Origin of the sequence: Pseudoalteromonas sp. MMG007 (assembly GCF_018100985.1) — a bacterium.
GTDB lineage: Bacteria > Pseudomonadota > Gammaproteobacteria > Enterobacterales > Alteromonadaceae > Pseudoalteromonas.
In genome coordinates, this window is record NZ_JAGJEI010000001.1 from 216,275 (window position 1) to 236,844 (window position 20,570).

The window sequence follows — 20,570 nt, forward strand, 5'->3', positions numbered from 1 at the left end:
AGCAGCTAGGCGCAATTATTTATTTTTAATAAGTTGCTCGGTTTGGCAGATAAGTTCTTGTGTGCTGTGTGCAATGTCATGATCAGCAATTAAGGGCTCAGTTAGAGTCTCATCGGTAATTCGGCTTAGTGTATATTCTGTATCATCGAGGTTTATTAAAAAGCGGTTTTCGTTTAATGAATTATATATTGAGCGCTGATTATCACTTGCCAGTAAGTAATCGGCGCTATTAAAAAGAACGCCATGAATACTGTGATGCTCAGTTAAATAATGGATAAGTTCAGCGACGCTTATTTCGTTTTCAAGGTCGCAATAACAGTAATCTTTAATTTGCTCATCAAACATCATCTTTACAAGCTGGCGTGTATTACTGCCCACAGCGATAAGCTCGCACGACGTGCCGCTTTTATTATTTTTTTGATTGTACTGCGCAAATGCACGGCTAAATTCGTTATCTATGTCAATTAACAAATAATTTGTTACTTCCGCTGGCATAGGGCCTCGTTGCAGTTAAGCAAAGTCATTACCACCTTTGCGTAACTGCATAAGCGTTAGCAAAGGGGGGAGTTAGATAGAAAACATGCTTATAAGCAAATAGCCTATAGCACAAAAAACAGCAAACTCTATACATGCAATCCCAATGTTATCTTGGTGATCGACCTCTAAAGCAGTATTAATATTTGGTAAAGATATAACTTTTATTACACCAGTCAAACAATAAAGTAACAGCCACATTACACCGCAATGCATAACGAGTGTAAATATATTTTCCACCATTTTGCCGTTTTGAAATGCGGCGCTCGATAAACCAGCGTAAACGGCAAGTGCCAAGCCTATTGATTTGCCTGCGTATCTTATACCAATAGAGGTGTTTTCTAGATTAAAGTTACTTTGTAATGATGCACCTTGATTAGCTTTAGCAAAGCGATGTTCGCGTATTTTACTGTCAAGAGCAAACATTCCTTGTAGGGTAAAAAAGCTAACGAAAGCAATAAGTAAGTTACTAAATCCTTGAGTGTGGGTCCATGTATATAGGCCAAGTGCAATAATACAATTTGCTATTAGCATGCCAGAGTCAACCAAGGCGGCACATACATTTTGTTTTAATATAGCGGCTTCTTCATTGAATCTGTGCAATATCCATTTTCTGTGGATTAAGTGACCAACTTTTATAAACGTAAATAGTAAAACGATTAAAATAATTACTTTTACTGGATTCGACTGCGCGGTACTTACGCTTATTTCGTCAAATAAAAAAGCCATAGTGGCTATAACTACAGATATTTCAGATGCAAAACTAATTCCCATGGCAAAGTTATCGTGTTGTGCTAACTCTTCTTTAAGCGCTTGTTTTGCCTTAAGTTGAGTTACCGTACGCAAACCAAAAATAGTTACGCAAATAACCGCAAAACTAATGGCAATCGCAATAAAACTGGTGTTAGATAAAGACAAATATGACATGGTGATCCTAATTAAGTTAACCTTTCTAGGTTTTAGTCATTCTAGTATGGTTATTGACGATATAAAAGAGAGGATTGATGAGTAATCTAAAGCAACTTCCTATTCAATTACAAAAACTTGGCTTAGAGCGCTTTGAACAGCTATATCCGCAGCAAAGCGAAGAAAGTGGCATTGTAAGATTACTCGCATTGAGTGACTTTGCATGGCGCTGTTTAGAGTCTCAGCCTGATTTAAAAGATTGGTTGTTGTGTAAAGATGAAATTAAAGGTAGGCATGTTATATCCCCCTTTGATGCTCTAGACCTTGCTTGTATTGATGAGGCTAAGTGTAATCAAATTTTACGAAAGTACCGAGAAAAGTACTGGCTCAAGGTTGCATACCTCGATCTCTGCTGCGCTAACCCCATTGCCGACAGTATAAATTACATTAGCCAATTAGCCGATATGCTAATTAATAGCGCTAACCAGTGGGCGCATGCACAGGTTGCTAAAGTAAATGGCGAGCCTCTTGATGAGCAAAATCAAGCAATGCCGTTGATGGTGTTAGGAATGGGAAAGCTCGGTGGCAAAGAGCTTAATTACTCATCAGATATCGATTTAATTTTTGCCTATCCGCGCAGTACAAAAACACAAGGCGGGCGACGAACCCTAGAAGCCCAAGTGTTTTATACAAAAGTGGCGCAAAAGCTTATTGCGGCGCTTAACCAAGTAACAGGTGACGGGCAAGTATTTAGAGTAGACATGCGCTTGCGCCCGTTTGGTGAAAGCGGCCCTTTAGTTATGAGCTTTAACGCTATTGAGGACTACTACCAAGAGCAAGGTCGCGATTGGGAACGCTATGCCATGTTAAAAGGGCGTTTAATCGGCACGCCCAACAAATATTGGGATGAGTTTATTAAGCTATTAAAGCCATTTGTTTATCGTCGCTATATCGATTTCTCGGTAATTGAATCGCTGCGTAAAATGAAGTTAATGATTGCTCAAGAAGTACGCCGAAAAGGCCTCACTAATAATATTAAATTAGGTGCAGGGGGAATACGTGAAGTTGAATTTATTGTACAAGCTCTGCAAATGGTTAGAGGTGGGCGAGAGGCTAATTTACAAACGCAATCACTGCTTAAAGCATTAAATGAGTTATCACTTAGCCAAGTTATAGACGAGCAAGAAGCAATCGAGCTTAAAAGTAACTACCTATATTTACGTAAAGTTGAGCAGTACCTCCAGATATTTGACGATCAACAAACACAAACTTTACCTGATGATGAGCTAAATCAGCAGCGCTTAAATTTATTATTAGCGCAAGACGATTTCAATACTACATTACACACGATTGAAAAGGTGATGAAGCAAGTTAATAGTGAGTTTTCATTGGTGATTGGTGAAGAAACGGCGCCATTAGATACTTGTGAAGGAGCTTTTATTAGCGCGTGGGATCACGGTGATTTGAGCTTTTTAAAAGACAAAAGAGATGAGTGGCAGTTACCGCTCAATGATTTTAAATTAAGACTTTCGAAGGTCAATATTGGTAATCGAGGGCGTGAAACGCTCGATAAGTTAATGCCGGTATTGTTAGAGCAACTAAATAATTTTAATGCCAGTGCCGCTGCTTTCACGATGGTTTGCCAAATTCTAAATAAAATAATATCGCGTACCGCTTATTTAGAGCTACTTTACGAAAACCAAGGTGCATTAAAGCAACTAGTATTGTTGTGCTGTCATAGCAAGTGGATAGGGGAGCATATTTCTAGATACCCTATTTTGCTAGACGAGCTTATTGACCCCGCAGTACTTTATAAGCCAACACCGTTGAGTGCGTACAAAGACGAGATAAGACAATATTTTTTACGCATTGAGCATGACGACCTAGAACTACAAATGGAGTCGCTCAGGCAATTTAAGCAAACTCATCAACTGCGTATTGCAGCCGCTGATGCCACTGGCGTTATAGATGTGATGAAGGTAAGCGATCACCTTACAGCACTTGCTGAGGCAATAGTCGAACAATCAGTCAATATTGCTTGGTATAATACTGTTAAACGTTTTGGTATGCCGCCGGGCACTGATGATGAACATAAAGGTTTTGCCGTTATAGCTTATGGAAAAACAGGCGGCTTTGAGGTGGGGTATGATTCTGACTTAGATCTCGTTTTTGTGCATAACCATGATGGAAATAGTACGACCAATGGCGATAAATCAATTACTTCTAGGCAGTTTTATTTAAAGCTCGCGCAGCGTTTAATGCATTTATTTAATACGCGAACAGCTTCAGGCATTTTGTATGAGCTTGATACGCGATTACGTCCAGAAGGTGCCTCTGGTTTGTTAGCAATTAACTTAGAAAGCTTTAATCATTATCAGCAAACACAAGCATGGACGTGGGAGCATCAAGCACTTGTACGTGCTCGATTAATATTAGGGCAAGACGAATTAGTAGAGCGCTTTGCACAGATACGTAAAGAAATATTATGCCAACCACGAGATGCAAACATACTTAAAGCTGATGTAATTAAAATGCGCGAAAAAATGCGCGAGCATCTAGCTAAAGGGAATACACAGCAATTTGATTTAAAGCAAGATATTGGTGGTATGGCCGATATTGAGTTTATAACCCAATATTTAGTACTCAAACACGCTAATGAGTTTGAGAGCCTAACAGTGTATTCAGACAACGTGAGAATTTTAAGTGATGCGGCTAAACTTGGCTGTATCAATAAAGAGCAAAAGCAGCAGTTAATTCAAGCCTACATTGATTATCGTTCACGCTATCATGTTTTGAGCTTAGATCAGCAAGGCCGCTTAGTGTTAAGAGAGCAATTTGAACAAGATATTATTAATATTACACAAATTTGGAAGAGTGTATTTGAGTTAGCGGGCAACTAAATTACTTATAAAAAACCAAATATAAATTTGGTTTTTTATAATACGGGCCGTTAAACGTTTAGCTTTAAGCAGTTACTTCGAACAAATTCAGAGGGGAGCTCGGTAATAACCGCAGCTCTTTGCTTGTAGCAAAAATAAGTATAAACCTCGTATTCAAAATCATCATTGATTGCTCTACCTACCTGGTAAAGCGCCGAGGTAAAGTTGCTATCTACCCTAAAGTGATCCTTTACTACGTAATCTTTACTTAAGTACCAGTAAAGTTCTATGCCTTCAGTTTTTGCATATTCTTTAAGTACATCTTTAAGTGTTGAACCATTTTCAAAACGTCTCGGCTCAACCTTTCCAGACCAACTCGCTGGCATGGGATCAACAATACGTGCTCGCTCAACAAGGACTCTATCAAGGCTTTGTTGAGGAGTTTTAAGTTGTAGTACAAATTGCTCGCGCTCTTTATTACTTTTTACTTGATTACGTATAGATGAATAAAAGCGAGATAATCCCTCTGCGGCTGCATTTTTAGATTCTTTTATATCAAGTACCGGGCCATCGCCAAGCAAAAAATACCCAGCAACTACAATTAACACAACAGCAAACGATAAATGTTTAATCCAAAACCACATTTTAATTACCCATTTTATTTGTTATTTAGCAACACGCTCATTTAGAGGTTTACTATTTAAAGTTACTGATATTGTTATACCACTACTTTTTATAAAATGAAGGAGTATTTTTATCAGGTCTTGTTTTAAAACGACGGTGCAGCCACATGTATTGCTCGGGTGCTGCATTAATTGAGCGCTCCATGCGTTGGTTAACGCAAGTTACATCTGCTCTGTCATCACCACTTGGGAAGTTTTTAAGCTCTGGGACTATTTCTAAATGGTACTTACCGTTATCGTCTCTGCGGCTAATTAAGCTCATTGTTTCGCAGTATTTACTGGCCGCAAACATTAATGTTCCAGTGGTTGTTGCTGCATCTGGTACTGCATAAAAGGGCACAAATTCGCAGCGGTTTCGGCCATAATCTTGATCTGGCAAGTAATAACAGACCTTCTTATCTTTAAGTGACTTTAATAGACCTTTAACATCTTTGCGGCCAATTAAATACTCGTTAGAGCGAAGACGACCATTAGTGGTAAAGTATTCCATTAGTGCATTGTTGTGTGGGCGATAAAACCCTAGCCCTTGGCACTTAGTCCCCATTATTCGGCTAGCCATTTCTAAATGTAGAATATGCGGTACAAGCAAAAGTATACCTTTGCCTTGTGCTTGCACACGTTCAAAATTTTCAAGCCCTTTGATTGACCCATAAACATTTTTTACACGCCACTGCGGCCACCACCATGCCATGCCCGTTTCCACCATGGCAATACCGGTATTTTCCATGTTTTTTAAAACCAGTTTTCTTTGTTCTGCTTCACTCATATCTGGAAAGCAAAGCTTGATGTTTACTTCTGCTATATGGCGGCGACGCTTCATAAATTTATGTACTAAGCGCCCTAGTAATTTACCTAATGCAAGTTGAACTTTTTGTGGTAGCCAAGAGATCACGTATAAAAATAAAACGCCTATCCATGTTAGCCAGTAGCGAGGGCCTAAAAATGATATTTTAAAAGGAGATGAGGTGACCACAAAAAAATCTCTGAAAATAAAAACGCTAGTTTAACGCTAAGCGTAATAAAATACAAAAAGCCAGCAGGCGCTGGCTTTGTAATAAATTAAGTAAGTTTTAGTATTAAATTAAACCGATTTTAAACCTTGGTTTATAGCAACTAAATCTTTACTTGTAAGTGTACCTGCGGCTTGTTTTAAACGAAGAGTAGATAGCACGTAGCGGTAACGAACGTCAGCAAGATTGCGTTTGGCATCGTATAAATTTTGTGTGCTAATAAGTACGTCAACAATTGTACGAGTACCTACTTCAAAACCTGCTTCGGTAGCTTTAAGTGCACTTTGTGCCGATACTACAGCTTGCTCTAGCGCTTTATATGTTGCGATATCTGAAACCACCTGATTGTATGAGGTAATAACAGTACGTGTCACTGCACGGTAGTTTGTTTCATAGTCTTGGCTTGCGCCTACATAAAAAGCACGGGCCTGTTTAGTGGCTGCAACCGTTGCACCACCTGAGTACAAAGGTACGCTAAAGTTCAGCGCTACTGAGCTTGAGTCTGAGCGAGGTTGTTCGTCAAAATTAGCGCCATTTACTTCAGTGTCAGTGAGTGAATCGCCGTAGCTTGCACTAAGTGTTAACTTTGGATAATGACCTGCTTTAGCAAGTACAATTTGATCTTTTGCTATATCAACAGTGACTTTAGCCACTTGTAAGTTAATATTATTTTCTTCAGCTATTTTTACAAAATCACTAGATTGTTTAGCCGGCTTAGTCGTTGAAAACGTTTCAGTGTTTAAAAAATCTAACTTAGCATGGTACTTACCGGTAATTTCACGCAGTTCTTCACGTGCAGTTTCTACCGCATTACTTGCAATGATTTCTTGCGCTACTGAGTTATCAAACTGTGCTTGCGCTTCGTGCACATCGGTAATTGCGGTCAAGCCTACTGCATAGCGCTGCTTTGTTTGCTCCAGTTGACGTTCAATGGCACGTTTTTCGGCTTGCACAAATTCAAGGTTATCAATTGCACTTAATACGTTAAAATAGCCCTCTGCAACGCGCACAATTAAGTTTTGCTTAGCTGCATCGTACTGACCATTTGCTTGAAGTGCTTGTTTATCAGCAATGTCTAACGTGTTCCATGCACCTAAATCAAACAGAGTTTGGCTTAAACTAACACCTCGGCTGAAATCATCTGTTTCAGACTCAACTTTAACTTGATTAGATAAGTCGCCAATACTTTGAAAAGACGTTGAGTCACTTTTAGTGTAGCTCGCAGTTAAACCAATTTGAGGCAATAGTGCACTCATTGCTAAATCGCTTTGATAAGATTGCGCATCGGCTTGGGCTTTTGCTTTTAAAACGGTAGGATCGTTAGCTGTAGCAATTTCAAAAACTTGTAGTAAATCTTCTGCGTTGGCTGCTGTTGCGCCTAGTGCGCATGATAAGCTAACCAGCGCTGCAAGGATGTTCTTTTTCATGTTAGGTTCAGTCCTTAGACAATTTTTATACTAAAAGCATGTTAACCTGTTTTACTCCATAACAAAAAAAATAATTAGTAAAACAGTATGTTCAAGTGTAACAGAATATATTAACGTATTTTAACCGTTTAGATAAGCAGGGAGTAAAAGCATGGCGAGTAAAAACTTGATAAAATTCACCCATAAAGATGTCACAGTTAAGCCTGTTAAAAATCTTTATAAGGGTTTTTTTCAGGTCGATTTATACCAGTTTGAGCATGCACTTTTTGCTGGTGGAACTTCTGAGGTGATTAGCCGCGAAATATTAGAACGCGGCGATGCAATTGCAGTACTTCCGTACGATCCGATATCGGATACTGTGCTTTTAATCGAACAAATACGTATAGGTGCAATTAAAAGCAAACATTCACCGTGGCTGCTAGAATGTATAGCCGGCATGACTGATGGCAGCACAGATTACGAATCGGTGGTAAAAAAAGAAGCATTTGAAGAGGCGGGGCTTGAGTTAAACGAACTTGAGTTTATGTTGTCGTATTTATCTAGTCCCGGTGGTACTACAGAGCGCTTATATTTATATTTAGCACGTGCCGATTTAAGCCAAGTGCAAACAGGTGTTTATGGCCTTGAAAGCGAAGGCGAAGATATAAAAACTCACGTATTAAGTGTTGATGATGCGCTTACGCGTCTTAATAACGGTGAGATAGACAATGCTGCAACGGTGATTTGTATGCAATGGCTTGCGCTTAATCGCGAAAAAATGGCCCGTAAATGGGCATAACTACAACTTAACCTTATAAAGAGGGTTAACAACATAATGGCGTTACTTTGACAGCACTATTAGCAACAAAGCGATATATTCAAAGCCTCCCAAAGTATTTAACACTTTGTGAGCATAACTACCTGCGACTGTTAAAGTTGTTACCGAGCGAGCGGGATATTGGAAGCACCCGCGAAGTTAAACTAGGTAACAGCGAGTTTGCTATTAAAGTAGACGATAGCGCAAAGTACACTATGGATATTTCAATCAAACAGCTAACAGGGATGGTTAAAGGCATTACGCCACTTTATTTAACGGTAAGGTTGTATCACGATGCTAAAGTGGCTGAAATCATTCATCACGATTACCATCAGCGTATAAAGCCGTCTTACGGTTACCCTAACCCTAAAATGCATCAAAAAGATGAAAAATATCAGCTTAATGCTTTTTTATATGACTGGTTAGTAGCCTGTGTTGAGCGCGGCCAAGCAACTTTAAACTGGGATGTTAATAATGGCCTGGTTTGATGAGGTATATAATTTTGATAGATCAACTTTAAACATAGCTCATATTACCGACAGTCACTTATTTGCAGATAAAAACGGTGAGTATTTTAGTGTAAATACAGCCAAACATTTTGAACAATCACTAGCGCATATAGCTAAGCAACAGCCTGACTGCGTTATATTTGGTGGTGATTTAACACAAGATCACAGCTTTGAATCGTACTTGCTATTTAGCGACCTTATAAATGAAAGCGCACTTACTTGCCCGGTATTTTGGGTACCAGGGAATCATGATGAGTTAGCAATGCTAAATCGTATTAGCGGCGCTCAAATAAATGCAGCTAAACGCATTACTGGCAACGGCTTTGATTTGCTGCTTATCAATTCTAAAGGTCCAACGCCTGCAGGGTGGGTTACGAGCAATCATTTAGATGAAATAACCCAGAGCTTAATTAGCTCTAGTAAAAGCAATGTTATTTTTTGTCACCATAACCCGTTGCCTATAAATGGCTACCTTGATAAACATATGTTGGAAAATGGCCCTCAGCTGTTAAATATTTTAGTTAACAGCGCTAACGTAGCGGCTTTTTTTCACGGCCATGTGCATAACGACTATACACAAAACTATAGGGAGCTAGCGGTATATGCAACGCCTGCAAGCTCTGTACAGTTTGTAAAAAACACAGCAAATTGGCAGCAAAAAAATTCAGGGCCCGCATACAGAATGCTAAAAATAAGTAGCGTTCAAGGTGAGCTAAATATAAAAACGGATGTGGTATGGCTAAGCGTGTAATTTATATTCATGGATTTAATAGCTCACAAAAATCATATAAAGCTGTGAGGTTTGGCGAGCTTATGGCAAACTATGACATTGATTATTGTGTACCGTGTTTAAGCCACGAGCCCTTACAAGCCATCATTAAGCTTGAGCAACTACTAACGCCTAATACTGTTTTATTAGGAAGCTCGTTAGGTGGTTTTTTTGCCACGTATTTATCGCAGCGTTATCAAATTCCTGCTGTGGTTATTAATCCTGCGGTCGCACCCTATAATTTATTACAGTCGTTACTTGGGCCTAACTATAATCCGTATCAGGATTATCACTATGAGTTAAACAATACTCATAGTGAGGCGCTTAAGTTACTCACTGTAAACAAGCTAACGCACCCTGAGCTGTTGTACTTGCTTCAACAAACAGGCGATGAAGTGCTGAATTATCAGCACGCAGTAAAATATTATTCACAATGCAAACAACGAATAGAGTTTGGTGGCGATCACAGCTATGTTGAATTTGAACGCACCTTTGAAAGTATTGTAGATTTTCTTAAAATCACGTAAAACTAGTTAACTTAGCGCATATAAAAATAAAACTAGTCAAACATATTAAAGCCTTAGCGGATACAAAGATAAAAACTATGAGCGAGCAAAACTATAACGCCGAAGCCATTGAAGTCCTCAATGGATTAGACCCGGTAAAAAGACGCCCAGGGATGTACACCGACACAGTACGCCCAAATCATCTAGGCCAAGAGGTAATCGACAACAGTGTTGATGAAGCCATGGCTGGCCATGCCACTAAAATTGACGTAATTTTACACGAAGATAACTCACTTGAAGTAAGTGATGACGGCCGTGGTATGCCTATTGATATTCACCCAGAAGAAGGTATTCCTGGGGTTGAGCTTATTTTTACTAAACTGCACGCTGGTGGTAAGTTTTCAAATAAAAACTATCAATTTTCGGGTGGTTTACACGGGGTAGGTATTTCAGTTGTAAATGCCCTATCTACACGAGTAGAAGTGACAGTAAGGCGCGATGCTCAACAATTTAGAATGGCTTTTGAAAACGGCGACAAGGTAGAAGATTTAAACGTAATTGGTACTGTTGGTAAACGCAACACGGGTACTACCGTTCGTTTTTGGCCTGATGCCAGCTACTTTGACTCAGCAAACTTTTCTCTTTCAAAGCTTAATCACTTATTAAAAGCCAAAGCCGTTTTGTGCCCAGGTTTGCGTATTAAGTTTACAAACAAACAAACCAAAGAAAGCCAAGAGTGGTACTACGAAACCGGCTTAAAAGATTACTTAATAGAGGCTGTTAAAGGCTACGAAATACTACCACAAGACCCGTTTGTAGGTGAGTTTTCAAGCGCTATTGAAGGTGCTGACTGGGCTGTTGTTTGGCTTCCTGAAGGGGGCGAGTCGATTGCTGAAAGTTACGTAAATTTAATTCCTACCGCGCAAGGCGGTACACATGTTAATGGTTTACGCCAAGGCTTGCTGGAAGCTATGCGTGAGTTTTGTGAATTTAGAAACTTATTACCGCGAGGCGTAAAACTTACCCCAGATGATATTTGGGAGCGCTGTAGTTATGTTTTATCGGTAAAAATGCAAGACCCACAATTTGCAGGACAAACTAAAGAAAAGCTTTCATCACGCTCATGTGCGGCATTTGTATCGGGTGTAGTTAAAGATTCGTTTAGCTTGTGGCTAAACGAGCATACTGACATAGCTGAACTGTTATCTGAATTATGTATTTCCAATGCGCAGCGTAGATTACGAGCAGCTAAAAAAGTGGTTCGTAAACGTGTTACTGCAGGTCCAGCTTTACCTGGTAAATTGACCGATTGTAGCGCTGCCGATAACGACAGAACAGAGCTGTTTTTAGTAGAGGGTGACTCTGCTGGTGGCTCTGCAAAGCAAGCCCGCGATCGTGAGTTTCAGGCTATTATGCCGCTGCGCGGTAAAATTTTAAATACGTGGGAAGTTGAGTCAGGGCAAATTCTTGCGTCTCAAGAAGTACACGATATTTCAGTAGCACTAGGCATAGACCCAGATTCAAGCGACTTATCGGGACTTCGCTACAACAAAATTTGTATATTAGCCGATGCTGACTCGGATGGACTACACATTGCTACACTGTTGTGTGCTTTGTTTGTACGCCATTTTCCACAGTTGGTCAAAACAGGTCATGTGTATGTTGCTATGCCGCCGTTATTTAGAATCGACATTGGCAAAGAAGTATATTACGCCCTCGATGAAGATGAAAAAACTGGTATTTTGGCACGCATAGAAGCTGAGAAAAAACGCGGTAAAGTAAACGTACAGCGATTTAAAGGCTTGGGTGAAATGAACCCGCTGCAACTTCGTGAAACGACTATGGATCCAAACACGCGTCGTTTGGTTCAGTTAACCCTGGACGAAGAAGAGCAAACCTTAGAAATGATGGATATGTTACTTGCAAAAAAACGATCGCCAGATCGTCGTCAATGGTTAGAAGATCACGGTAATAAAGCACAGGTATAAAGTGTTTTGTATAATACTAGGAGAAGCAAGTGAATAAATTACTAGGAAGTTTGCTGTTATTGGGGATGACAAGTGTCCCAGCAATGGCGAAAAACATACTTGATAAACTCACCGTTGCACCAGGGTTTGAAGTAAGCTTATTTGCTGATGATGTTGAAAATGCTCGCCAAATTGCAGTGTCAAAAAAAGGTATTGTGTACGCAGGCTCTCGTAAAGCAGGTAATGTATATGCGCTTATCGATCATAATAGTGATGGCGTAGCGGACAAAAAAATTGTGATTGCTGAAGGTTTAAATATGCCCTCGGGCCTGGCAATTAAAGATGGCGATTTATACGTTGGTGAAGTGCATCGTATTATTCGTTTTAAAAATATCGACACGGAACTAAAAGATCCAAAGTTTGATGTAATTTATAATGCATTACCATCAGAGCGCCACCACGGCTGGAAGTTTTTACGTTTTACACCCACAGGCGAGTTACTCATTCCGGTCGGTGTGCCGTGTAATATTTGCGCCGAAGATGAGCGCTTTGGTCGTATTTTTTCACTTAATGTAGAAACTAAGCAAATTAAAACCATTGCGCAAGGTGTGCGTAACTCAGTCGGTTTTGACTTTCACCCGAGCACACAGGCTTTGTGGTTTAGCGATAACGGTCGCGACATGATGGGCGATGATATCCCACCAGATGAAATTAACCGTGTAAGCAAAGAAGGTGAGCACTTTGGTTTTCCTTTTGTTCACGCCGGCGCGATAATCGATCCTGAGTTTGGTAAAGGCAAAAACATTGCCGATTATACCTCTCCGGCGCTTGCACTTGCTGCACATGTGGCGCCTTTAGGTATTCATTTTTATAACGGTAAACAATTTCCTGCAAATTATAAGCAGCAGTTATTTGTTGCTGAGCATGGCTCATGGAATCGTTCTAAAAAATCAGGTTACAAAGTAGCGTTAGCTACCATTGAGCAAGGTCGAGTCACAAAATATACGCCATTTATTACGGGCTTTATGAAAGACGAAGCCACATTTGGACGCCCTGTTGCATTTGCAGAATTAGGTGACGGCAGTCTGTTGGTAAGCGATGATTACGCCAATGTGATCTACCGTGTAAGCTATAAGAAAAACTAGGTAAGCTTTAATGAGTGATACAGATACCTTGCTGATGCAAGGAATTGAGCAACAAACAATGGGGCGTTTTACCGAAGACGCCTATTTAAACTACTCTATGTACGTAATTATGGACCGAGCATTGCCACATGTTGGCGATGGATTAAAACCGGTTCAGCGTCGTATTATTTATGCGATGAGCGAGCTTGGGTTATCGGCCGCTGCTAAATATAAAAAATCGGCTCGTACCGTGGGTGATGTACTAGGTAAATACCACCCACACGGCGACAGTGCGTGTTACGAAGCGATGGTACTTATGGCGCAGCCGTTTTCTTATCGTTATCCGCTGGTTGACGGTCAAGGTAACTGGGGTGCTGCAGATGATCCTAAATCGTTTGCAGCAATGCGTTATACCGAAGCACGTTTATCTAAGTTTTCTGAAGTATTACTAAAAGAGCTTGGCCAAGGCACGGTTGATTGGACGCCAAACTTTGATGGCACCATGAATGAGCCTTTAGTATTGCCATCGCGTTTACCGCATATTTTACTAAACGGCGTAACGGGTATTGCCGTAGGTATGGCAACAGATATTCCGCCACATAACGTGCGCGAATTAGCCAGTGCGTGTTGCTTGTTACTTGATAAGCCAAAAACTGAACTTGAGGAAATTCTTGAGTTAGTACATGCACCAGATTACCCAACTGATGCTGAAATAATTACCCCAAAAGCCGATATCCATAAAATATATAAAACGGGTCGAGGCTCTATCAAAATGCGTGCGGTGTATACCGAAGAGCATGGCGATATTGTAATTACAGCACTGCCGCATCAATGTTCGGGTGGTAAAGTGCTTGAGCAAATAGCAGCGCAAATGAACGCTAAAAAGCTGCCTATGATTGCCGATTTACGTGATGAGTCTGATCACGAAAATCCAACGCGTATTGTCATTATTCCGCGTTCTAACCGCATTAAAGCTGAGCCATTAATGGCGCACTTGTTTGCTACTACCGATCTTGAAAAAAATTACCGTGTAAATTTAAACATGCTAGGCCTAGATGGCCGCCCGCAGGTAAAAGATTTACGCAGTATTTTATCTGAGTGGCTTACATTTAGACGTGAAACTGTTCGTAGGCGTTTACAGTATCGCTTAGATAAAGTGTTAGCGCGGTTACATATTTTAGAAGGTTTACTCGCTGCCTTTTTAAATATTGATGAAGTCATTGAAATCATCCGCACCGAAGACAAGCCAAAGCCTGTACTTATGGAACGCTTTGATTTAACTAATATTCAAGCGGAAGCAATTTTAGAATTAAAACTTCGCCACTTAGCAAAACTAGAAGAGTTTAAAATTCGTGGTGAGCAAGATGAGCTAGCTAAAGAACGTGACAAACTAGAGCTAACACTGGGTTCAGATCGTCGTATGTCAACGCTTCTTAAAAAAGAGATTCAAGAAGCCGCAGAAATGTATGGTGACGATCGTCGCTCGCCGGTTATTGAGCGCTCGGAAGCTAAAGCGCTTAACGAAAAAGATTTAATCCCATCAGAGTCAGTGACGGTTGTACTCTCTGATAAAGGCTGGGCACGCGTTGGTAAAGGTCATGATCTAGATGTAGAAGGGCTTAATTATCGCTCAGGCGATAACTATAAAGCCTCAGCTCGAGGAAAGAGTAATCAGCCCGCAGTATTTTTAGATACAGCAGGCCGTGCCTTTGCAACTGATGCACATAGCTTGCCTTCGGCGCGAAGCCAAGGTGAGCCAATGACAGGGCGATTTAACCTAACCACAGGGGCTAATTTTGAACATGTGGTGATGGCTGATGACAATCAAGTACTGCTTATGGCATCGGATGCGGGTTACGGCTTTATAACCGACTTTAAAGATTTGGTGAGTAAAAACAAAAACGGTAAAGCCTTAGTGAGCGTGCCAAAAGGCGGCATACTACTCTCTCCAATTAGAGTCAACGATGTAGCAACCGATTATTGTATGGCCATTTCAAACGAAGGGCGCATGCTTTTATTCCCGCTACGTGATTTACCAAAACTGGGTAAAGGTAAAGGGAATAAGATTATTTCTATACCTGGAGCAAAGGTACAAGCGCGAGAAGAGTTTGTTAAAGTATTAGCTGTTGTGCCACAAGGCAGCAGTGTAACGCTCCATGCAGGTAAGCGTAAGTTAACGCTTAAGCCTACTGATTTAGAACATTATCATGGCGAGCGCGGCCGCAGAGGTAACAAATTACCGCGTGGTTTACAACGCGTTGATGAGGCGGTTGTTGAGTTTACACCTGCAGATGATCCCGATGAGACGATTAGTGAATAATACATAGTAATACATTAAACGGCCTGCTTTTGTAGGCCGTTTTTGTTTGTGCATATAATTTCAGCGCACAAGTGTACGCTATGTCTCGTGTGTGTAACAAAATAGCGTTATAATACTATAATGTGCGTAGCATTTGGCGCACTGCACACACAATTGGAGAGATAGTTTGTTAGCCGTTATACGTATTTTTATTATGTTGCTGTTTATATTATTAAGCTGTGTTTTTGGTTTATTGCTTTCAATAGTAAGGCCATTTCACGCAAATAATGTATATGTTATAGCAACTTGGTTTGGCTCAATGGCCAAAATGTTGGGTGTAAAACTTGTGCTTACACGCCATCCAGAGGCCGTAAAAGCAGGGCCAGCAGTGTACTTAGCAAATCATCAAAACAACTATGACTTATTTACGATTCCAGCCATGGTGCCAAAAAACTGCGTAAGTTTAGGTAAAAAAAGTTTAAAGTGGATCCCGTTCTTTGGGCAGCTTTACTGGCTATCGGGTAATATATTAATCGATAGATCGAACCGCTCAAAAGCGGCTGGAACTATTTCAAAAGCCGCTGAAAAAATTAAAAGTAATGGTCTATCTGTATGGATGTTTCCTGAAGGCACCAGAAGCTATGGAAGAGGGCTGTTACCTTTCAAAACAGGTGCATTTCACACCGCAATGAGCGCAGATGTGCCCGTTATTCCGGTATGTATGAATACAACGCATAAATCCATAAAGCTAAATCGATGGGATAATGGTACAATTTACATTGAAATGTTAGCGCCCGTATCGCTTGATAAAAATATTAGCGCGCGTGAGCATGCTAAAAGCGTGCATAGTATTATGGCTGCTAAAATAACTGAATTAGATGCTCAAGTGAGAGATAAATAATGGAAAACTGGCGCGAAATAAGTGAAGACATCGTAAGTTCATTACTTGAAGATGGATCAGATCCTGAAATACTTTACGAAGTAGAACACCATTTTGTATGTGAAGACTTCCCTAAATTAGAACAAGCGGCATTAGCGGCTTTTAAATTAGGCTACGATGTTGAAGAGCCTGCAGAGCTCGAGCTTGAAGACGGCAGCAAGATTTGGAGCTTCGATATAGTAGTCGAAGCTGAGCTAGACGTAGACGTAATAATGGAAGATGTGGATAAACTTGCAGCTTTAGCTGTTGAGTGCGACGTTGAATACGACGGTTGGGGCACTTACTTTCAAGAGTAATGTACCTATCTAACGTCTAGGTTTGTATTTTAAAAGCGAGTATTATAAATACTCGTTTTTTTATGTCTGAAATAGTTTTATACCAACCCTCAATCCTATTTCATCATTTTAAGGGTAAAACCTGACGCTAACAATGGATTTACCGTAGTTAGCTACACACGAGAAACTAACTAGTTCCATATAAATAGTGTTAAAACTTACATTATTAAATGTACTTAAATGGCTGTTTATTATAGCCATTTTTTATTTTTAAAATACACTGCAATACCGCCGGTAAGAACGATTAAAAATATAACAAAAGCACTAAATGCATAGGGGTTTTCAGTTCCAGGGATACCGCCTACATTCACTCCTAATAAGCCTGTTAAAAAGCCAAGTGGCAAAAATAAAGCCGCCACTACCGACATTACATACATACGCTGATTTAGTTGCTCAGAGACTTGGTTGGTAATTGTTTGTTGAATAATTTGTGCGCGTTCGATTGAGCTGTCTAATTCTTCTAAATAACGAATCAGTAGGTTAGTGGTTTCGTTTAATTTTGCTTTGTCATCATCTAAAAGCCACGGGTAATGTTTATTAACCATTGAAGATAGCGCGTCTTTTTGCGGCTTTAAGTAGCGCTTTAAGGCAATGGTTTGGCGACGTAGTTGTGATAAGCCTTGGTTATCAAACTTCTTACTTGGCTCATCTATCTCCTCTTCAAATTCATCAAGTGTTTCATCAAGCGAGTCAATCACCGTTTGCATACGAGAGGTAAGCTTATGTGTAATGGTGCACACTAGCTCTGAAATAGAGCACGGCCCTTTGTTTATATTAAATAATTCAAGAATGTCTTGAATTGATAGCAATCTACGTTTGCGAGTTGTTATGACAACAGACTCACTGATAAATAAACGTATAGACACCATGTCTTCAGGACTTTGTGCTGGGTTTAAGTTTACGCCACGTAAAAATAACATGTGTCCGTTTGTAGTAGGCGTTATGCGTGGGCGGGTTTCATCAGCGATTAACGAATCAAGTTCAAATTCTGTTAAATGGGATTGGCTTTTTAGCCACGCTACCGCTTCTTTTTGGCTGTAATCCATATGAATCCATAGTTTTCCTTGGCTTGGCTGCCAATTATTTAGATCCTGTGTACTTTGTATAGATCGCGCACCGCCATTTTCGTCAAGTACTAGTGCATGTAGTAAACCATTAATCATATTTAAACCCGTATAATTGTGTATTTGATCGTGTTAGCTAACCTGTACTCTAAAGAGCTTTACTATCTCGAGTTCAGATTAAATTTAGTGCATCTACTGTCTCTTCTACAAACTTACCTTTTATTTTGATGAGTTAAGCCTACTTCAAAATCTAACAGCGCGCTTTTATAAATCAAAACCAATGCACAAGCTCACCAGCAAGGTGCGCATTGTGTGACCAGTTTGTATAAAAGATCAATTTAATTTACTCATCGACTAGATAAATTTATTTCGTTGGTGTTTTTTGACCCGTAGCGTATAAGTCTCTTTTTTATTAAGGGCATATTTATGACTACAAATATCACAGTGGGTTGGCGTGAGTGGTTAAGCTTACCAGAGCTTGGTATTGAGAGAATAAAAGCAAAAGTAGATACCGGCGCCCGTACCTCGTGTATTCATGCAATTAATATTCAAGAGTATGAAGTAAATGGCGAAAAATGGGTGAAATTTATAGCTCAACCGCTACAAGGCGATGAACAAACACGCGTCACTTGCAAGGCTAAGGTTAAAAAAATTAAAGCTGTAACCAGTTCAAGTGGGCAAAAAGAAATGCGCTATTTTATAGAAACAACATTACATGCTGGCCAACATAGCTGGCCTATTGAAGTGACGTTAACAAGTAGGGCAACAATGAAATTTAGGATGTTACTTGGCCGTACAGCCATGGAAAATCACTTAGTCGTTAATCCGGCTTTATCACATTTATTAGGTAGTTAAGGTTTTAACTATGAAAATCGGTATTTTATCTCGCAGCAGTAATTTGTATTCAACTCGTCGCTTAATTGAAGCGGCAGAAGCACGTGGTCATGAAGTAAAAGTAATTGATGCGCTACGTTGTTACATGAATATAAACTCAGATCAGCCTGAAATTCACTATCGCGGTGAAAATTTAAAAGAATTTGACGCTATCATTCCACGCATTGGTGCATCAGTTACTTTTTATGGTTGCTCGGTGTTACGCCAGTTCGAAATGATGGGGGTTTACCCTGTTAACGAATCGGTGGCTATTTCTCGCTCGCGCGATAAATTACGCTCATTGCAGCTTCTTTCGCGTAAAGGGGTCGGCATGCCGGTAACAGGGTTTGCTAGCAAGCCAGATGACGTAAAAGACTTACTAGAAATGGTAGGCGGCGCACCGGTAGTAATTAAGCTGCTTGAAGGTACGCAAGGTATTGGTGTTGTTCTTGCTGAAACGCGCAAAGCGGCTGAAAGTGTAATTGAAGCGTTTATGGGCTTAAAAGCCAATATTATGGTTCAAGAATATATTAAAGAAGCGGGCGGTGCTGATATTCGCTGTTTTGTATTAGGCGATAAAGTGATAGCTGCCATGAAGCGCCAGGCGCAAGAAGGGGAGTTTCGTTCAAACCTTCATCGTGGGGGAAGTGCTGCACTTGTTCGCATCACACCTGAGGAGCGAAAAACAGCGGTTGCCGCAGCTAAAGCTATGGGCTTAAATGTTGCGGGTGTTGATTTACTGCGCTCGTCTCGTGGTCCACTGGTAATGGAAGTTAACTCTTCACCAGGCCTTGAGGGTATTGAAGTAGCAACAGGTAAAGATATTGCGGGCATGGTCATCGAATTTATCGAAAAAAATGCTGCTATTAAAGGAACTGCAACACGTGGCAAAGGTTAAAATAAACCGGCCTTTTACCTTATTAGGTAAAAGCGTGGGTGTAGGCGAGCGCAAAACGTTGGCCTTAGAAGCAGCAAAGCTTTATACCCACTCACCGCTTAATATTCCTATTGAGGTAGTAAATGGTGTTTTAGAGGGGCCTGTGCTTATGGTATGTGCAGCTATTCATGGTGATGAGCTAAATGGTGTAGAAGTTGTACGTCAGCTGCTCTCTAAAATAGATGCAAGTCAGTTGCGCGGAACCATAATTGCAGTGCCTATTGTTAATGTGTTTGGCTTTATTCATAAATCGCGTTATTTACCCGATAGACGCGATATGAACCGCAGCTTTCCAGGGTCTGAGCGCGGATCGCTAGCTGGGCGTATGGCGCACATGTTTTTTAATCAGGTGGCAGTACATTGTACTCACATTATTGATTTACATACGGGTGCGATTCACAGAACTAATTTGCCGCAAATACGCGCTAATTTAGAAGATGAAGCAACCGCTGATATGGCTAAAGCATTTGGCACACCTGCTGTTATTAATGCATCCCTTCGTAATGGCTCACTACGAAGTGAAGCCGCTAATTTAGGTATACCGGTTATTACTTATGAAGCAGGTGAAGCACTACGTTTTGATCCTATTGCTATTGCAGCAGGTGTGCAGGGAGTGGATTATGTGATGCGTCATTTAAAAATGATCCGTGGCAAACGCCCTAAAAAACTACCCGATCCTATTATTGCAGGCTCTACAAGTTGGATACGTGCTGAAGTAGACGGCATTGTACGTGCGCAAGTATCGCTTGGTGAGCATGTAGAAAAAGGCCAAGTGCTGGCGTATATAAGTAGTCCTTTAGGGGACTCTGAGCTTGAACTTTTAGCGCCTAAAGGCGGTATTGTAATTGGTCAGCAAACTATGCCATTAGTAAACGAAGGGGATGCGGTATTCCACCTTGCTTACTTTGCACATGACAACAGCTTAGTAGAGCAGCAACTAGAGCACTTTATTGACGAAATAAATGATTTAGATGATGAATTAAAAACAGCTGAGCTAAATAACTAATAGCTA

19 protein-coding genes are annotated in these 20,570 nt (G+C 40.4%); 13 read left to right on the top strand and 6 right to left on the bottom strand.

Annotated features, from left to right (window positions below; all coding sequences use genetic code 11):
* Positions 1-15: 15 nt before the first annotated feature.
* Together J8L71_RS00975 and J8L71_RS00980 are read right to left on the bottom strand one after the other, a co-directional pair.
* Complete coding sequence (locus tag J8L71_RS00975; RefSeq protein ID WP_210998870.1) at positions 16-495, bottom strand: hypothetical protein; 480 nt, start codon at positions 493-495, stop codon at positions 16-18.
* A gap of 72 nt (positions 496-567) precedes the next feature.
* Positions 568-1,461: a hypothetical protein gene (locus J8L71_RS00980; RefSeq protein ID WP_210998871.1), complete on the bottom strand. Its 894-nt coding sequence runs from the start codon at positions 1,459-1,461 to the stop codon at positions 568-570.
* A gap of 77 nt (positions 1,462-1,538) precedes the next feature.
* Between J8L71_RS00980 and glnE the strand changes: the two genes are divergently transcribed.
* Complete coding sequence (glnE, locus tag J8L71_RS00985) at positions 1,539-4,340, top strand: bifunctional [glutamate--ammonia ligase]-adenylyl-L-tyrosine phosphorylase/[glutamate--ammonia-ligase] adenylyltransferase (protein WP_210998872.1); 2,802 nt, start codon at positions 1,539-1,541, stop codon at positions 4,338-4,340.
* Between the two features lie 50 nt (positions 4,341-4,390).
* On the opposite strand, the gene J8L71_RS00990 is transcribed toward glnE, so the two are convergent.
* The 3 genes from J8L71_RS00990 to tolC form a co-directional block, all read right to left on the bottom strand.
* On the bottom strand, positions 4,391-4,963 hold the full coding sequence (locus J8L71_RS00990) for a toxin co-regulated pilus biosynthesis Q family protein (protein ID WP_210998873.1): 573 nt from the start codon (positions 4,961-4,963) through the stop codon (positions 4,391-4,393).
* 82 nt (positions 4,964-5,045) lie between these two features.
* The gene (gene lpxL / locus J8L71_RS00995; RefSeq protein WP_210998874.1) at positions 5,046-5,975 is read right to left on the bottom strand and encodes an LpxL/LpxP family Kdo(2)-lipid IV(A) lauroyl/palmitoleoyl acyltransferase; all 930 of its coding nucleotides are present in this window, start codon (positions 5,973-5,975) and stop codon (positions 5,046-5,048) included.
* A 108-nt stretch (positions 5,976-6,083) separates the two neighbouring features.
* Positions 6,084-7,439: an outer membrane channel protein TolC gene (gene tolC, locus J8L71_RS01000; protein WP_210998875.1), complete on the bottom strand. Its 1,356-nt coding sequence runs from the start codon at positions 7,437-7,439 to the stop codon at positions 6,084-6,086.
* A 151-nt stretch (positions 7,440-7,590) separates the two neighbouring features.
* Here tolC and J8L71_RS01005 point away from each other — a divergent pair, with 151 nt between their 5' ends.
* The 9 genes from J8L71_RS01005 to rraB all read left to right on the top strand — a co-directional run bounded on the left by J8L71_RS01005 (position 7,591) and on the right by rraB (position 16,645).
* Positions 7,591-8,217 carry an NUDIX domain-containing protein gene (locus tag J8L71_RS01005; RefSeq protein WP_210998876.1) on the top strand — a complete coding sequence of 209 codons (627 nt, stop codon included), beginning with the start codon at positions 7,591-7,593 and terminating at the stop codon, positions 8,215-8,217.
* Positions 8,218-8,264: 47 nt separating this feature from the next.
* Complete coding sequence (locus J8L71_RS01010) at positions 8,265-8,723, top strand: DUF1249 domain-containing protein (protein WP_210998877.1); 459 nt, start codon at positions 8,265-8,267, stop codon at positions 8,721-8,723.
* The gene (locus J8L71_RS01015) at positions 8,710-9,495 is read left to right on the top strand and encodes a metallophosphoesterase (protein ID WP_210998878.1); all 786 of its coding nucleotides are present in this window, start codon (positions 8,710-8,712) and stop codon (positions 9,493-9,495) included. Before J8L71_RS01010 ends, J8L71_RS01015 begins: the two co-directional genes overlap by 14 nt.
* Positions 9,480-10,040 carry a YqiA/YcfP family alpha/beta fold hydrolase gene (locus J8L71_RS01020; protein WP_210998879.1) on the top strand — a complete coding sequence of 187 codons (561 nt, stop codon included), beginning with the start codon at positions 9,480-9,482 and terminating at the stop codon, positions 10,038-10,040. The genes J8L71_RS01015 and J8L71_RS01020 overlap by 16 nt, the downstream gene beginning before the upstream one ends.
* A 77-nt stretch (positions 10,041-10,117) precedes the next feature.
* A complete protein-coding gene (gene parE / locus J8L71_RS01025; RefSeq protein WP_210998880.1) occupies positions 10,118-12,007 on the top strand; it encodes a DNA topoisomerase IV subunit B in 1,890 nt (629 codons plus the stop codon).
* 29 nt (positions 12,008-12,036) lie between these two features.
* Positions 12,037-13,131, top strand: coding sequence for a PQQ-dependent sugar dehydrogenase (locus tag J8L71_RS01030; RefSeq protein WP_210998881.1), 1,095 nt, complete (start codon positions 12,037-12,039; stop codon positions 13,129-13,131).
* Positions 13,132-13,141: 10 nt separating this feature from the next.
* Positions 13,142-15,430 (top strand): DNA topoisomerase IV subunit A, encoded by a 2,289-nt coding sequence (gene parC / locus J8L71_RS01035; protein WP_210998882.1) that lies wholly within the window; start codon positions 13,142-13,144, stop codon positions 15,428-15,430.
* A 166-nt stretch (positions 15,431-15,596) separates the two neighbouring features.
* A complete protein-coding gene (locus tag J8L71_RS01040; protein ID WP_210998883.1) occupies positions 15,597-16,310 on the top strand; it encodes a 1-acylglycerol-3-phosphate O-acyltransferase in 714 nt (237 codons plus the stop codon).
* On the top strand, positions 16,310-16,645 hold the full coding sequence (rraB, locus tag J8L71_RS01045; protein WP_006793171.1) for a ribonuclease E inhibitor RraB: 336 nt from the start codon (positions 16,310-16,312) through the stop codon (positions 16,643-16,645). Before J8L71_RS01040 ends, rraB begins: the two co-directional genes overlap by 1 nt.
* 230 nt (positions 16,646-16,875) lie before the next feature.
* Here rraB and J8L71_RS01050 read toward each other — a convergent pair whose 3' ends face one another.
* The gene (locus J8L71_RS01050; protein WP_210998884.1) at positions 16,876-17,847 is read right to left on the bottom strand and encodes a zinc transporter ZntB; all 972 of its coding nucleotides are present in this window, start codon (positions 17,845-17,847) and stop codon (positions 16,876-16,878) included.
* Positions 17,848-18,174: 327 nt separating this feature from the next.
* Here J8L71_RS01050 and J8L71_RS01055 point away from each other — a divergent pair, with 327 nt between their 5' ends.
* From J8L71_RS01055 to J8L71_RS01065, 3 genes are read left to right on the top strand one after another with little or no spacing between them, the layout of a single operon-like run.
* Positions 18,175-18,603: a RimK/LysX family protein gene (locus J8L71_RS01055; protein WP_210998885.1), complete on the top strand. Its 429-nt coding sequence runs from the start codon at positions 18,175-18,177 to the stop codon at positions 18,601-18,603.
* Between the two features lie 10 nt (positions 18,604-18,613).
* Positions 18,614-19,519: a 30S ribosomal protein S6--L-glutamate ligase gene (gene rimK, locus J8L71_RS01060; protein WP_210998886.1), complete on the top strand. Its 906-nt coding sequence runs from the start codon at positions 18,614-18,616 to the stop codon at positions 19,517-19,519.
* Positions 19,506-20,564: a succinylglutamate desuccinylase/aspartoacylase family protein gene (locus J8L71_RS01065; protein ID WP_210998887.1), complete on the top strand. Its 1,059-nt coding sequence runs from the start codon at positions 19,506-19,508 to the stop codon at positions 20,562-20,564. Before rimK ends, J8L71_RS01065 begins: the two co-directional genes overlap by 14 nt.
* Positions 20,565-20,570 lie beyond the last annotated feature (6 nt).